The organism is Bacteroidetes bacterium GWF2_43_63, assembly GCA_001769275.1.
Taxonomy (GTDB): Bacteria; Bacteroidota; Bacteroidia; order Bacteroidales; family DTU049; genus GWF2-43-63.
Map to the genome: position 1 here is coordinate 153,237 of MEOQ01000012.1, position 13,176 is coordinate 166,412.

Annotated in this window: 18 protein-coding genes; 2 read left to right on the forward strand and 16 right to left on the reverse strand. The window is 44.0% G+C overall.

All coding sequences use genetic code 11. The annotated features are described in order from the left end of the window. Positions 1 to 20: 20 nt before the first annotated feature. The 13 genes from A2W93_01755 to A2W93_01815 all read right to left on the reverse strand — a co-directional run bounded on the left by A2W93_01755 (position 21) and on the right by A2W93_01815 (position 7,867). On the reverse strand, positions 21 to 557 hold the full coding sequence (locus A2W93_01755) for a hypothetical protein (protein ID OFY55790.1): 537 nt from the start codon (positions 555 to 557) through the stop codon (positions 21 to 23). Next, positions 542 to 874, reverse strand: coding sequence for a hypothetical protein (locus A2W93_01760; GenBank protein ID OFY55791.1), 333 nt, complete (start codon positions 872 to 874; stop codon positions 542 to 544). The genes A2W93_01755 and A2W93_01760 overlap by 16 nt, the downstream gene beginning before the upstream one ends. Next, the gene (locus tag A2W93_01765) at positions 874 to 1,116 is read right to left on the reverse strand and encodes a redox-active disulfide protein 2 (protein ID OFY55792.1); all 243 of its coding nucleotides are present in this window, start codon (positions 1,114 to 1,116) and stop codon (positions 874 to 876) included. Before A2W93_01765 ends, A2W93_01760 begins: the two co-directional genes overlap by 1 nt. Positions 1,117 to 1,309: 193 nt before the next feature. Beyond that, positions 1,310 to 1,735 carry a hypothetical protein gene (locus A2W93_01770; GenBank protein ID OFY55793.1) on the reverse strand — a complete coding sequence of 142 codons (426 nt, stop codon included), beginning with the start codon at positions 1,733 to 1,735 and terminating at the stop codon, positions 1,310 to 1,312. A 161-nt stretch (positions 1,736 to 1,896) separates the two neighbouring features. Next, the gene (locus A2W93_01775; protein OFY55794.1) at positions 1,897 to 3,045 is read right to left on the reverse strand and encodes an ATPase; all 1,149 of its coding nucleotides are present in this window, start codon (positions 3,043 to 3,045) and stop codon (positions 1,897 to 1,899) included. A 142-nt stretch (positions 3,046 to 3,187) separates the two neighbouring features. Then, the gene (locus A2W93_01780; protein OFY55795.1) at positions 3,188 to 4,027 is read right to left on the reverse strand and encodes a hypothetical protein; all 840 of its coding nucleotides are present in this window, start codon (positions 4,025 to 4,027) and stop codon (positions 3,188 to 3,190) included. Between the two features lies 1 nt (position 4,028). Beyond that, positions 4,029 to 5,120, reverse strand: a complete 1,092-nt coding sequence (locus A2W93_01785) for a radical SAM/SPASM domain-containing protein (protein OFY55873.1) — start codon at positions 5,118 to 5,120, stop codon at positions 4,029 to 4,031. A gap of 45 nt (positions 5,121 to 5,165) precedes the next feature. Next, positions 5,166 to 5,486, reverse strand: coding sequence for a hypothetical protein (locus A2W93_01790; GenBank protein OFY55796.1), 321 nt, complete (start codon positions 5,484 to 5,486; stop codon positions 5,166 to 5,168). A gap of 6 nt (positions 5,487 to 5,492) precedes the next feature. Further along, positions 5,493 to 5,861 (reverse strand): hypothetical protein, encoded by a 369-nt coding sequence (locus A2W93_01795; GenBank protein OFY55797.1) that lies wholly within the window; start codon positions 5,859 to 5,861, stop codon positions 5,493 to 5,495. A 99-nt stretch (positions 5,862 to 5,960) separates the two neighbouring features. Next, positions 5,961 to 6,260 carry a hypothetical protein gene (locus tag A2W93_01800; GenBank protein OFY55798.1) on the reverse strand — a complete coding sequence of 100 codons (300 nt, stop codon included), beginning with the start codon at positions 6,258 to 6,260 and terminating at the stop codon, positions 5,961 to 5,963. A 2-nt stretch (positions 6,261 to 6,262) separates the two neighbouring features. Continuing rightward, positions 6,263 to 6,580 (reverse strand): hypothetical protein, encoded by a 318-nt coding sequence (locus tag A2W93_01805; protein OFY55799.1) that lies wholly within the window; start codon positions 6,578 to 6,580, stop codon positions 6,263 to 6,265. Between the two features lie 3 nt (positions 6,581 to 6,583). Then, positions 6,584 to 7,018, reverse strand: coding sequence for a hypothetical protein (locus A2W93_01810; GenBank protein ID OFY55800.1), 435 nt, complete (start codon positions 7,016 to 7,018; stop codon positions 6,584 to 6,586). A 351-nt stretch (positions 7,019 to 7,369) separates the two neighbouring features. Further along, positions 7,370 to 7,867, reverse strand: coding sequence for a GNAT family N-acetyltransferase (locus A2W93_01815; protein OFY55801.1), 498 nt, complete (start codon positions 7,865 to 7,867; stop codon positions 7,370 to 7,372). A gap of 427 nt (positions 7,868 to 8,294) precedes the next feature. Between A2W93_01815 and A2W93_01820 the strand changes: the two genes are divergently transcribed. Next, complete coding sequence (locus A2W93_01820) at positions 8,295 to 9,233, forward strand: hypothetical protein (GenBank protein ID OFY55802.1); 939 nt, start codon at positions 8,295 to 8,297, stop codon at positions 9,231 to 9,233. A gap of 117 nt (positions 9,234 to 9,350) precedes the next feature. Here the strand turns inward: A2W93_01820 and A2W93_01825 are convergent, their stop codons facing one another. Further along, positions 9,351 to 10,229 (reverse strand): peptide chain release factor 2, encoded by an 879-nt coding sequence (locus A2W93_01825; GenBank protein OFY55803.1) that lies wholly within the window; start codon positions 10,227 to 10,229, stop codon positions 9,351 to 9,353. Between the two features lie 476 nt (positions 10,230 to 10,705). On the opposite strand from A2W93_01825, the gene A2W93_01830 reads away from it, so the two are divergent. Continuing rightward, positions 10,706 to 11,062, forward strand: a complete 357-nt coding sequence (locus tag A2W93_01830; protein OFY55804.1) for a hypothetical protein — start codon at positions 10,706 to 10,708, stop codon at positions 11,060 to 11,062. Positions 11,063 to 11,098: 36 nt separating this feature from the next. Here the strand turns inward: A2W93_01830 and A2W93_01835 are convergent, their stop codons facing one another. Both A2W93_01835 and A2W93_01840 read right to left on the reverse strand, forming a co-directional pair. Then, positions 11,099 to 11,839, reverse strand: coding sequence for a hypothetical protein (locus A2W93_01835; protein OFY55805.1), 741 nt, complete (start codon positions 11,837 to 11,839; stop codon positions 11,099 to 11,101). A 14-nt stretch (positions 11,840 to 11,853) separates the two neighbouring features. After that, complete coding sequence (locus tag A2W93_01840) at positions 11,854 to 13,146, reverse strand: phosphopyruvate hydratase (protein OFY55806.1); 1,293 nt, start codon at positions 13,144 to 13,146, stop codon at positions 11,854 to 11,856. Positions 13,147 to 13,176: the final 30 nt, after the last annotated feature.

A 13,176-nucleotide genomic window follows, 5' to 3' on the forward strand; every position in this document is an offset into this window, starting at 1 on the left:
ATTGTCTTTTTCATATTGCGTTATTTTAAGTCTTTTTGAATCTGATCTTTCACTAATTTCTTGAACTCATCTGCTTTGTTTTTTGCCAGTTTGAATGCCTGCGCGGTCAGATCAGTGATCGTCTCTTTCCCTTTATAGGTGCGGGTTACAAACAATGCTGTTCCAAAAGCTTCATACTTTTCGCAGAGCGCTTCGTTTTTATTGTCTTCTGTATTTATTTCCTTAAGCCGTACTTTTCCGGTCCTGGTTTCAGCACTGAATGACTCTTTCAACACAGCGTTTACTCCGTCTGTAATTGCTACACACGAGGCGCATTTTCTGGTTGCATGAAAAAGCATCACTGTCACAGAAGGCGTTTCCGGAATGAAGGCTCCATTGTTCTCCGGCCCTGAGACTTGCTTCGCGGAATCCGAGGTTGCAGAATCCGTTACCACAGAATCAACTACTTCTGTAATTAAAGAATCCTTGTTTTCAGCAGAATCTTTTTTGTTGCCTCCGCATGAAGCCAGCATTAACAGCGCAATAAGACTGAATGTAAAAACTATTTTGTTTTGCATTTTGTTGGTTTTAAAAAGATTTCGAATAATTTTTTTGCTTTCTCCCAATTCTTTGTATCAACACAGTATCGGATAGTCGGGAGTTCAATTTCGCCCTGAATCAGACCTGCATTTCGAAGTTCTTTCAGATGTTGCGATAATGTTGAGCGGGCAATGGGGACTTCGGTAATCATTTCGCCACTGGTACAACAGCCGACACCATCGCAACGGTTTTCCTGAATCAGACGCTCCATTATATATATGCGCGCAGGATGACTCAATGCCTTCGCAATTGCAGCCAACTCAATGTGTTCGTCTTTAAAAACTTTTTTCGTCATTATTTCTTGCTTTGCTCGATCAGCGTTTTTATTTCACTCACCGAAGGCACGCGGCCGGATAGAACGACTTTTTCATCAATAACCAGACCAGGGGTGCGCATGATGCCATAGCCCATGATTTTCATAATGTCCTCTTCTTTCACTACAGTGGCATCGATATTTAACTCTTCAACAGCCTTGCGAACAGCTGCTTCCAGGTTCTTGCAATTGGCACAACCGGTGCCCAGAACTTTAATTTCCATACTGATTAGTTTTTATATTTCGCAAAAATACGAAATGTTTTTAATATTTCGCAAATTGACGAAATGTTTTTTTACCCGGACAGCCTGTCCGCACACTGGCGGAATTCCAGGTCAGCAAGACTGTAACAATCCAACGCAGAGAGATTGCTTCGCAATGCACTCAGGTTGGATTGACGCAAAATATCGGGGAAGATTATCCTTTTCTTTCTCTTGGGCGCAGCTGACACACGCAGCTTCCGCTCAGGCGCTCGTTTTTATCAATCATTACGGGCATACCGTCGCGTTCCCATTCTACCAGTCCTCCGGCCAGATTGATGATGTTTTCAAAGCCAAGATCCTTCAGAATAATCATGGCTTCATGGCTGAACAAACCGACGGAATCGGCAACAATAAGCACTCGTTTATCGGGCAGATGTGATGCAAATTCGCGGAGCTTAATGTGATGACACGAAATGAATTCGGGCACGCCAAACTGTTTAAATGCTGTCAGGGCAGGGTCGCGCACATCGAGCAGTAATGCACCATTCAGGCAGACCTCATACGCATCTTTCGGTGTGAGATTCAAAAATCCGGAAGATGTGAAAGTATTTTTGAAAATCTGGTCTGGTATGACTGTCATAATTATAGCCGAAACAATAATTGTTGATAGTTCAAAGATATTACAAAAAGCACTTCAATTCAAAATCGTTCGCAAAAATGTTATTGTGGAGTCAGAATCATCATATTCTATACACGCAACATCCCAAAAAAGTGAAAGCGCCATCAGCACGCTGAATAAAACTACATCTCGTACATTTTTGTCAATTCCGGAGGCATTATAAAATCCCGGAAATTATCTGAATGAATGATCGTTCCGGAAATATTATAATTAGATGAAAATGTTGAAGGAATTGCTTTCTTCCTTTTCGGATTGAACGTAAATTCAAATGCAGACAACTCGCCTTGCAGTTCTTCGACATAATCAATTTCCTGCTGAGCAGTAGTACGCCAAAAATATGAAGTAGCACTTGATTTTGAATAACTCAATAGTTTTTTTCTTTCACTCATTAAAAAGTTCTCCCACAAAGCTCCTTTGTCAGTACGCAGATCAAATGGCTGCAACTGGCCTATGGCCGCATTCCGGATTCCATTATCGTAAAAGTAAATTTTACGACCTTCCTTGATTTCGTTGCGAAGATTACGGCTATAAGATGGCAATCGGAAAATAACAAACGCTTTTTCAAGAATGTCGATATAACTGGCCACAGTTTTTGGATCAAGCCCGCACAATTGTGATACTTCACGATAGGATACTTCACTTCCGACTTGCCAAGCCAGCGCCTGAACCAAATTTCGCACTTCATCGGGCTTTCGAATATTTGAAAAAGTCAATATGTCTTTATACAAATAACTATCGGTTAATTCAACAAGCACATCAGATGCAGCATGTGAATTCATCAAAACATCAGGATAAAAACCATACACCAGTCTGTTGCTCAAATCCTGCTGAGACTTTACATATCCCGCGTAGTTTTGCCATTCATGCCAGCTAACCGGCCACATCATCGCAGTCCATTTTCTTCCGGTAAGTGGTTCGCTGGTTCTGTTCTGAAGATCGAATGAGGACGACCCGGAAAGGATCAATTGCACATCCTTAAAATGGTCTGTAATAATCTTTGAGGTCAGCCCGATTTCACTGATTCGTTGACATTCATCAATAAACAACACCTTAGTTTTCCCAATAATATTTCTGAGCTGCTCAGTATTTGGCCTGTCCATAAGTTTTTGAATGGCAGGGTCATCTCCATTTAAAATCAGAACATCCTCGTAGTCTTGCAGAATGGAATCAACCAAAGTACTTTTTCCAACCTGACGCGGCCCAATCAAAATGATTGCCTTGCGGTTGAACATTTTTTTCGTAATCCATGATTGAAGAATCCGCTTAATCATAACTGGAAATTTCTGCAAACATACAACATTTTCCTCATATATCATGTTTTTTGAGGATCTAATTCCTCATATATCATAATATTTGAGGATTTGAATCCTCATACATTATAGCTTTTGAGGAATTGCATTGAACAAATCAATATTAAAACCGCTTCAGATCAGCCTTTTTGAAATTCCACTCCGGTGTGCGAATATCATCGTTGCATTCAAGACTATACCAGGGGCTGATTTCGCTATTTGAAGGATTGATCAGAATCTGGATTTCCTGTGCGGGCATATAGCTCTGGGCAAGCAGAAAGCGCTTTTCGCCGGTTGTTTCATTCACAATCATATCCACTACAATCACTGCATGTCCGGGCGAACCACCCTGAATCAATACATCGCCAGGCCGCATTCCGCCCCAATCAACAGCGGTCAATTCCTTTTCGAGCGACAAAGTGCCGGCATACATAAAAACGGTTTCAAGATAACTCCACAAATCATCATAGGTGTTAGAAGCCTCTCTGCGAGGCACCCATCTGCAATTATTACCCTCCACAGAAATGCGTTGTCCGCTCATCCATTTTGAATAATCCGCGCGAAAACCACTGGTAAAATTGAAATGAATGGCGGAACATTTTTTCTGCTGCCACAAATATTCAGCGCGAAGCCTGATGACTGCGTCGGCGCACTGATGCAGGTTTTTGACACCTATTGGAAGATCAACCACGGCGCAATAAACACCATCGGACGATTTTTCGCGCCCATCGAAGTGCTTGACTTTTTCACCATCAGGCTTCAGCGGAAGTGATCGCAGATAAAAGGCAAAGCTTGTGGAATCCGCATCAATCCTGACAAATCCGTCGGGAACAATAAAACGATCCTGAATAGTTAAGCCGTTTTTATTGACGACTGAATCATTTATCATCCCCCGCGACTGACTCCCACAGGAAAAGACAAGCAACATCAGCACTGATGCAGATAAAAACTTTAGAGTCGTCATCTTATTTGCATGAAGCATTTGGATACAACTTATTATAATTACACTCCAGCGGATTTGGGTTACCGGGTTCGTGCAGATGCATACCATCGCCGCGACACCATTTCCACAGGTCGCAATCTTTGCAGATGCCGGTTTTAAATGGTTTTCGATCGCGAAATTCTTTGAAACGGTTGTCCCAGACATCAAGGAAATCGTTTTTATAAATATTGCCCTGCACGAAGCCACGGTTGATGTTGGGGCAAGCACAGATATCGCCGTTGGCCAATACTGAACCAACATGAATTCCGGCGCGGCAGAAGAAAACGCCATCGCGCACCAGTCCTTCGTAATCGCCAAGGAATCCATCGCAGCCAGTTGCAGCTTTGATTTTGCCTTCGGCACGTGTGCGCAAAATAAAATCGAACACTGCGCGAAATTTTTCATCATCGAGCATCAATTCAGGGTTTTTGGCTGCGCGACCAATGGGGTCGATCATAAACAAACGCCATCTTTTCACGCCAATATCAATAAGGAAATCTTTGATTTGATCAAGTTCCGCGAAGTTGCGCTGATTGACACAGGTGACTACATCGTACACCATGCCTGGCTCTGCAGCCAGCAATTTTATGGCATTCACCGCACGTTCGAACGAACCTTCCCTGCCCCGCAACCAGTCGTGATTGGCTTTCAGCCCGTCGAGGCTGATGGTAGCAGATCTCAATCCGGCTTCGCGCAACGAGCGAAAACGTTCTGGCGTCATGGCGTAGCCGTTGCTCACCATACCCCAGGGGAATCCCATTTTTTTCAATTCAGCTCCGACTACTTCGAGATCTTTTCGTACAAGCGGCTCTCCGCCTGAGACTACGATCATCACTTTATTCGGATTGTATCGTTTCGCCACCTGACGACAGACATTCAGAAAGTCTTCAGCAGGCATATCGGGCGCGTCTTCAACGATTTTGCAATCACTGCCACAATGCAGACAGGCAATATTGCAGCGGGAAGTACATTCCCAGAAAAAATAGCTCAAATCGTGTAACTTGGCCTGCACACGCACATAGCGCGCATGGATATTGAATACCATTCGTTTCTTAAAGCGGAATCTTTTTCGCAGATTTGTCATATCAGTTTTATATTTGCGTCGGATCACTTACAATAACTACTCAACAGTCGGCCTGAAATCAGGCAAAACACCGTAATCAGTAGCTGGAAGCACTTCCGGATCATATACGGGTACAACCCCATACAAGGTCGGTGTCATGAGCGATTCGTCTATTATTTCTGCAGGCACAACCGGAATGGGTTTGTTTTTATTTAATGCGCTATCGGCAGGATTTTTATGCCCGGTAATGGCTGCGTTTCCGAAAGAACTTCCGTTTGAACAGGACACAGAAATGCCTCCTGCACTGAGAATAATCAGGAAGTTTCGCAGCAATGAAGCTGTTTTCTTTAAAAACCATTTATGTATATCCCCTGTCATCATTTGCTAATTCTGAAAATCAGAAGGCGGGCCATACTTAGTCTGCATCGGCCTGTCCGTATTTACCGGAACACCATATTTCGTAACCATATTTCCCGGAAGAGGTTTATAATTTGCCCTGGCAATGCTATCCTTGCGGACTTTGGCCAAAGAATCGGCACGAACCTGAGCGAGACTATCTTCCTTCACCATTGCAATGGAATCGAGGCTTTGCTGCTCTTTCGCTTTGTTCAGTGAATCCTGGTTGACGTTGTTTTCCGTTTTCCCGCTTCCCGAGCAAGCCGACATAAAACCGGCGATACCAATCACAGCCAACAGGTTCCGGAGGAAACGCGCATTTAGCGTGAGCAAACGATAGCGGATTTTGTGGCTCATGTGTTTTGGATTTTGATATTCAAAGATAGCAAATTATCGTGGGCGAAGTGATTTCAGGATGTGCGAAGCTTCAAACATCGCACAACTTCTGCAACAGGGTTAATGATTTTGCTTCGGAGGGACAACGACGCCATACAAAGTCACTTTGTGGATGGTGTCGTAATTGGGCGTAATCTGAATCACCCCATAGTCGGTCTGGATTTCGGGATCGTAATAATTCGGACGCGTTGTATCGGCAGGAATAATAACGATTGAATCTTGTTTCACGGGATCGGGCTCTGATACTTGCTTTTCAGAAGTTTTGCAGCTGGTTACAAAAACCGGAATGCTTAATAAAATGAGCAACCTGCGCAGCAAAGCAGCATTCAGATAATGTGCAATTTTAATTTTCACTTTCATACTTATAACTCCGGAATTTCAAAATTATACTCAATACTTTCCTGCAAAATTGGGGTGGCTACAACCCCGTAACAAGGTGTTATTACCGGACATTCATAAACAGGGATCAACGTATCGGCCTTTTTCACAATGATGGTGTCAATTGGCTTTGGTACTATAACAATCATTTGCCTTGTTGTGTCCGCAGCCATGGAACCACTTTGTACCTGCTGGGGCACATGGCATGCTGTTGCAAACAGCGGCATACTCAATAAAACCAGCAACCGCCGAAGAAGAGCCGCATTCAAATAATTGAAAATATTTTTGCATTTTCTGCTCATACACTAATTGTTGGGTACACCGTATTTAGTCTGAAACTGATCGCGATCGGGAACCGGAACGCCATACATAGGTTGCTCCTGAATTGGGTTTGGCTCATACACCGGCGGCACACCGTATTCACAGATGGGGCCCGGATCGACAGGAATAACCGGCGCCACATAAATGGTTGTCTGCTTTTTAGAGGCAGCAATGCTGTCTTCCCGGTCCCTGGCTTTCATTGAATCAATAATGGCTTTCAACTTTTCATTCTCGCGAAAAACAGAATCCATGCGTTGATTAACTTCAACCTGCTTTAGGGAATCTTCAGTAACGACATTTTGCTTGTCCGAGGTGCTGCTGCATGACGAAATCATGGCGGAAAAGCTGAGCAGGGCGAGCATATTTCTGAGAATTCTGGCTCTGAGCCTGTAAATCCGATAAGCAATCCGAAGGTTCATGACGGTAGTTTTTGGAAGTGAGTGCAAGTTAAGATGTTTTTGGGAGAAAATTCCATAATAGTGGTCAGCTTTATGCGTTCAACGTTCTTCTTCAACGCTCACGATAGCAATCGTGACAGGTCGCTTTCAGCGACGCAGAGAGGTTGAAGAAGGAGCGGTTTTTCGTTACACGTTAAAGGCGTTACGCGTTACAACCGTTACACGTGACAGGCGCTCCCCGCGTTACCTTGCCCATGTCACGGAGCCGCGGGAGTGCGCGTTACGTCGCCTTTATCAGCTTGATAACTTCACTCGAGATGTTCTTTGTGCTAATTCACTATCGCCTATTACCTATCGCCTGATGCCTATTGCCTAACGCCTTATAGCATACACCACTTCATCGAGTAATTCGCCGTTTTTCACATAGGTTTTTTCGAAGCTGGCTTCCAGAACAAAGCCGGCTTTTTCGAGTACGCGCTGCGAGCCAATGTTGCGGCCGAAGGTGCCGGCATAGATGCGGTTAATCTCGAATGTTTTGAAGCCATACTCTACCATTTGTTTCACTGCTTCGGCCATGATGCCTTTGCCCCAGAACGGCTCTGCAAGCCAATAGCCGATTTCAGCATTGTTGCGGCGAATATCAAAACCCGGAAATATTCCAATTGAACCTACTGCTTCGCCATTAATGTCAATTGCAAAAATCCGCACTGGATGATGCTTTCGGGCCAACTTCAGAAATTTCTTTCCCGACTGCCTTGTGTAAGGGTGCGGGAACATGTCGGTCAGATTCATGGCTATGCGCGGATTGTCAGCGTATTTCAGCAGAAATTTCAGATCCGATTTTTTCCAGGGACGAAGTGAGAAGTCCATAGCAGGCAATGTTTACGACACTCAAAAGTAGAGAAATTCTGCCACGTGGGGACCAAACAATTTCTTCCGCGAATGAACGCAAATGCACGCGAAGATTTCCTTTTCCCTCAGCAGATCTTATGGACGCTAATTAGATTCAGTCTTCACCTGTGGCGAAGACTGATTCGGTAGGGCGCAAAGAACGTTGTCGTAAGGGTACGAATGCTCAAATATTTTCGTGACATTGTGCCACTGAGGCTGACTTGGGGTGCGCGAAGACACAGAGGAAATATTTTGCGGGTGTCATTTGATTATTTTATATTTGCTATTCCGATACGGCAAGATTAAAAAAAGCAATTACGCTTATAAGCCCCACAATAATGGCTGGAAGCTGTAAATAGAAAGGGAATAGACAAATTTGGCCGATATTAATATATGTCCGGGAGTTATGTTTTATTTAAAACCACTTAAATTTAAAACTATGAAACAAACATTGATTTTCCTTTTGATCGTTTTACTTTTTGCTGGATGTAAAAAAGAAAAATATGGGAATTTAAAGCAGCAAATAAAATTAACCACAGCACAACAGAATCGAAGTGGCAAATCTATGAAAAGCACACAAGAATTGCGTTACACGCAATTTGGAGATTTTATCACCAGCATTACACCGTCAAGTTTTATTGGTGAATTTGATTGGTTTGCCTATTATTACATGAATGCAAATGAGGATTATATGACACTCATAGATCTGACGCACAATGAAGGATTGACTGCTGATTTTTCCAATAATGCCACAATCCCGGTTATACCCATGCTAGGCGGTAGCGTATATGAGAATGCGGATGGAGAGGGAGAATATTTTAAACATGATGTTACTTTTAAAAAATTGGTAATTCAGATGAATTTAAAACAAGTAATTGAATTACCCTCTGAATACAGCGATGTTCATTTAATTCAATTTGATATTGATGGAGGAAGTTTTGCTCAACAAAACGGGAATATTCTAACAACAGAAATCTACCCCCTGAATCAAGCCGTTGAAGAATTAAAAGTGTTTTACCCATCTATTTGGATGGTTTTTGGAGGGACTGACAGTACGTATATTGACAGCTGCCAAATAATTGAGGGGCTTAATATGTTTCCTACATATCAAATTAAAAGCAATAAATTTACTGAATGGACTTTGACGCCACCACTGCCTGAACAAACAAAAACAATTGTTTCGACTTTGGGGTTCAACAATGATAATATCATTCATATTTACGCTGGTGCCGATAATATTCCATATACCAGTGACGATGTGATCGTATTAGAACCAAATTTTTGGGAAAGAATTTATTCGGAAGTAGAAATCACTCTGGGCACAACCTCGCCCAATACCAATTGATGTGGGGGTTCAGTGATTTGGAGCGTTCGTGTCCCGAAAAATGCTTAGGCATCTGACGGGCTTTCGCACTATAATTACGCACGACACCATGCAGTCAGACGCTAATTCATTAATCCCCTACGCTCTCCCAAACTGCATCAGATAGGCTTTGATAAACCCTTGAATGTCTCCATCGAGAACGCCCTGGGTGTCGGAAGTTTCATAACTGGTTCTGTTGTCTTTCACCATGCGGTACGGATGCAGCACGTAGCTGCGGATTTGAGAGCCCCACTCGATTTTCTTTTTGCTGCTTTCGATGGCGTCAATGGCTTCGCGTTTTTTGCGTAGCTCCAGTTCGTACAATTGCGATTTCAACATCTGGATTGCCTTTTCGCGGTTCTGAAGCTGAGAGCGCGTTACCTGGCATTCGACCACAATGCCCGAAGGCGCGTGGCGCACACGAACGGCAGTTTCGACTTTGTTCACATTCTGACCGCCGGGGCCAGAGCTGCGAAAGGTGTCCCAATCGAGATCGGCCGGATTGAGGACTATATCAATATTGTCATCAACCACAGGGTAAGCATATACCGATGCAAACGAAGTGTGACGGCGCTCATTGGCATCGAATGGTGAAAGCCGCACCAGACGGTGAACACCGCTCTCGCTCTTCAAATAGCCGAATGCATAATCGCCTTCGATTTCGAGTGAGCATGATTTAATTCCAGCTACATCGCCGGCCTGCATGTCGAGTTCGGTAACTTTAAAGTTATTTCGTTCGGCCCATCGCATGTACATCCGCATGAGCATCTCGGCCCAATCCTGGCTCTCAGTGCCGCCTGCACCTGAGTTGATGGTGATAATGGAGCTGAGTTTATCTTCTTCGCCGCTGAGCATATTAAAAAACTCAAGTTCCTCAATCGCTGTCTGGGCAACAGAAAAAGTCTGATCGAACTCTTCCTGGCTCATGTCGCCACTGGCTAGAAATTCGAGTGCAACCTCCAATTCATCAACAGCCATTGTAACGTTGTCGTAGCGGGTAATCCAGGATTTTTTTTCGCTAAGAATTTTTAGAAATTTCTCAGCTTCTTTAGGGTTGTCCCAAAAATCAGGAGCTAAAGTCTTTTTTTCATTTTCTTCGAAATCAGGTCTTCTTTGATCGATGTCAAAGGAACCTCCTCAGAGCGTTGTGGCGCTCCTTCAATGTCTTTACGTCGTCTTTTCCAGCCATGGTGGTAGATTTTGTGCAAAGATAAGAAATAGTGGCCAGTTGTGAGTTTTAGCTTTCGTTACGCGTTACAAACGTTACGGGTAACAAGCGTGACAAATAGCTGTCGGCTCTGAGAAGGAGCTGAGAAGGTTGTATTTCTTTAACGCACTCAGGTCGCTTTGCGACGCAGAGAGGTTAAAGAATGAGCTGAGGAGTTACGATGGTAACTCAAAACAGAGTTGCTGAACTTGCAGGAATTAGTATTTTTACAAAAACAAAAACTGTTATGAGTAAATTTCAAGACTTTTTCCCGGGGGAAAACATCCTGTCCGAAGAACAGGGCTTTTACGTGAAGGGCATTCTGAATGCAAAAACCGGAACGATCGTTATGACCGACAAGCGTGTTGCTTTTGTGGAACAGAAAATGGTTCCCGGCGGCGGATTACTGGTGAGGGCAGCTGTTGAGGTTTCCGGTGTGAAGCGGCCAAAGCTGAAAGTAGATGTTCCATTCGAAGAAATGGATTCCTGGGAACATCCAAAAAAGCATGATATCCGCATTAAAAACAAGGCTGGAGAGCAATTCACACTGCGGCCTGTGAAATACGATGTATGGGATGCAAAGCTGAAAGAGCTGAAAAAATAATTAAAAAAGGGACAAAATTTTGTCCCTTTTTTAAAATCAGTTTTTCGGCTTCACTTCAAGCCATCGAGTGGCTTTTACGACAAAGCGAACGAAGAGGTATATCAGCAGGGCCGCGCCCAGTCCTATCATCCATTCAATATCGAGCATCGGTTCTTTTGTGTAGAAAAGATGTTTAAGAAAATTGATGATGGCGAAGGAGAGAATGGTAGCGAAGAATCCGTGATACTCGCGGCGCATAACACTGCGCCAGTTGAAGCTGCGTCCAGTTTTTATATAACCGCTGCATTTCGGAAAAAATGCTGGTGTTTTTGCAGCCCAGTCTTCGAATTCCTGACCGAATTTTTCACCGATGAAGCGTTCTTCGGCAAACATAATTCGTTCGTAATAAATCCAGAAAAAGAACACGGCAAATATCAGAAACTCCCAGCTGCCGACGTAAATAATCAGGCCGAGCCACATCAGAAAATTGCCCAGATAGAGCGGATGACGCACCACTGAATACAATCCGGTAGTATTAATGGTATCGGCAATCTGCTTCCCGGTGTTGCGGCCCGATGTCCCGCGCGGCGCGTATCCAATGGCAATGACACGTACAATCATCCCAATTACAGAAACACCGAGGCAGATCAAACTCCACCAGTATTCCTGATACGGAATAAATTCATCATTATCGAGCCAGATGGCCAACGCTGCAAAAACATAGAGTACAAGCGGGACGTAACTTCTGTACTTGAAAAGGCGGTTGCCGCTCTTTTCAAATTCCCTGATCATTGACATAGGCGGGACTTGTTTCAGTAAGGATAAAAAGCGAAATCGGTTCCGAGGTAATACGACTGACCGCCCAGCATATCTTCGATGCGCATGAGCTGGTTGTATTTTGCAATACGTTCACTGCGGCATGCACTGCCAGTTTTGATCAATCCGGTATTCATAGCCACGGCCAGATCGGCAATCGTTGTGTCTTCGGTTTCACCACTGCGGTGGCTAATGATTGAAGAATAGCCATAGCGATGCGCCATGTTGATGGCCTGAATGGTTTCCGAAACGGTTCCAATCTGATTCAGTTTGATCAGAATTGAATTGGCAACGCCTTTCTCAATACCATCCGCCAGACGATTTACGTTGGTTACAAACAAATCATCTCCAACCAACTGAACAGTTTCGCCAATTTTGTCAGTTATAATTTTCCAGCCATCCCAATCATCTTCAGCCATGCCGTCTTCGATGGAATAGATCGGATATTTTTTGGTCCAATCAGCGAGGAACGACGCCATTTCTTTCGAGCTGAGTTTGTCGCCCGTCGATTTTTTGAAATGGTATTTTTTATCGGTAGCATTGTAAAATTCGCTGGCAGCCACATCAAGCGCGATTGCAATATCGACACCTGGTTTGTATTTGGCTTTTTCAATGGCTTCGATAATGACCTGCAGCGCTTCTTCGTTCGATTTCAGGTTGGGTGCAAAACCGCCTTCATCGCCGACATTGGTTGAGAGGCCGCGTTTTTTCAGAACGTCTTTCAATGAATGGAATACTTCGGTACCCATGCGGATGGCCTGATTGAACGTTTCGGCATTGATTGGCATGATCATGAATTCCTGAAAGTCGATGCTGTTATCGGCATGCGATCCGCCATTGATGATGTTCATCATTGGAATCGGAAGCGTATTGGCGTTGACACCGCCGAGATAGCGATACAGCAGCTGGTTTGTTTCAGCAGCAGCGGCATGAGCCACAGCGAGTGACACACCAAGGATTGCATTTGCGCCAAGGCTTGATTTATTGTCTGTTCCGTCAAGCTGAATCATCAGCCGGTCGATCTGGTTCTGATCTGTAACATCAATGCCCAGGATTTCAGGAGCGATTACCTTATTTACATTATTGACGGCTTTCAGAACACTTTTGCCACCATACATTTTTTTGTCCCCGTCGCGCAGCTCGTGAGCTTCGTGAACACCGGTTGATGCGCCAGAAGGAACTGATGCCCGGGCAAAATTACCACCAGAGGTAACGAGTTCGACCTCAACTGTAGGATTTCCGCGAGAGTCAAGAATCTGACGTGCGTAAACATTTGCTATTGTTGCCATAATTTTTTGGTTTAAAAATGAAAGACAGGA

What these genes read in the sequence shown, in the direction of transcription:
- A2W93_01755 (OFY55790.1), bottom strand. Translation starts at nt 557, where the DNA reads ATGCAAAACAAAATAGTTTTTACATTCAGTCTTATTGCGCTGTTAATG.
- A2W93_01760 (OFY55791.1), bottom strand. Translation starts at nt 874, where the DNA reads ATGACGAAAAAAGTTTTTAAAGACGAACACATTGAGTTGGCTGCAATT.
- A2W93_01765 (OFY55792.1), bottom strand. Translation starts at nt 1,116, where the DNA reads ATGGAAATTAAAGTTCTGGGCACCGGTTGTGCCAATTGCAAGAACCTG.
- A2W93_01770 (OFY55793.1), bottom strand. Translation starts at nt 1,735, where the DNA reads ATGACAGTCATACCAGACCAGATTTTCAAAAATACTTTCACATCTTCC.
- A2W93_01775 (OFY55794.1), bottom strand. Translation starts at nt 3,045, where the DNA reads ATGATTAAGCGGATTCTTCAATCATGGATTACGAAAAAAATGTTCAAC.
- A2W93_01780 (OFY55795.1), bottom strand. Translation starts at nt 4,027, where the DNA reads ATGACGACTCTAAAGTTTTTATCTGCATCAGTGCTGATGTTGCTTGTC.
- A2W93_01790 (OFY55796.1), bottom strand. Translation starts at nt 5,486, where the DNA reads ATGACAGGGGATATACATAAATGGTTTTTAAAGAAAACAGCTTCATTG.
- A2W93_01795 (OFY55797.1), bottom strand. Translation starts at nt 5,861, where the DNA reads ATGAGCCACAAAATCCGCTATCGTTTGCTCACGCTAAATGCGCGTTTC.
- A2W93_01800 (OFY55798.1), bottom strand. Translation starts at nt 6,260, where the DNA reads ATGAAAGTGAAAATTAAAATTGCACATTATCTGAATGCTGCTTTGCTG.
- A2W93_01805 (OFY55799.1), bottom strand. Translation starts at nt 6,580, where the DNA reads ATGAGCAGAAAATGCAAAAATATTTTCAATTATTTGAATGCGGCTCTT.
- A2W93_01810 (OFY55800.1), bottom strand. Translation starts at nt 7,018, where the DNA reads ATGAACCTTCGGATTGCTTATCGGATTTACAGGCTCAGAGCCAGAATT.
- A2W93_01815 (OFY55801.1), bottom strand. Translation starts at nt 7,867, where the DNA reads ATGGACTTCTCACTTCGTCCCTGGAAAAAATCGGATCTGAAATTTCTG.
- A2W93_01820 (OFY55802.1), top strand. Translation starts at nt 8,295, where the DNA reads ATGTTTTATTTAAAACCACTTAAATTTAAAACTATGAAACAAACATTG.
- A2W93_01825 (OFY55803.1), bottom strand. Translation starts at nt 10,229, where the DNA reads ATGGCTGTTGATGAATTGGAGGTTGCACTCGAATTTCTAGCCAGTGGC.
- A2W93_01830 (OFY55804.1), top strand. Translation starts at nt 10,706, where the DNA reads ATGAGTAAATTTCAAGACTTTTTCCCGGGGGAAAACATCCTGTCCGAA.
- A2W93_01835 (OFY55805.1), bottom strand. Translation starts at nt 11,839, where the DNA reads ATGTCAATGATCAGGGAATTTGAAAAGAGCGGCAACCGCCTTTTCAAG.
- A2W93_01840 (OFY55806.1), bottom strand. Translation starts at nt 13,146, where the DNA reads ATGGCAACAATAGCAAATGTTTACGCACGTCAGATTCTTGACTCTCGC.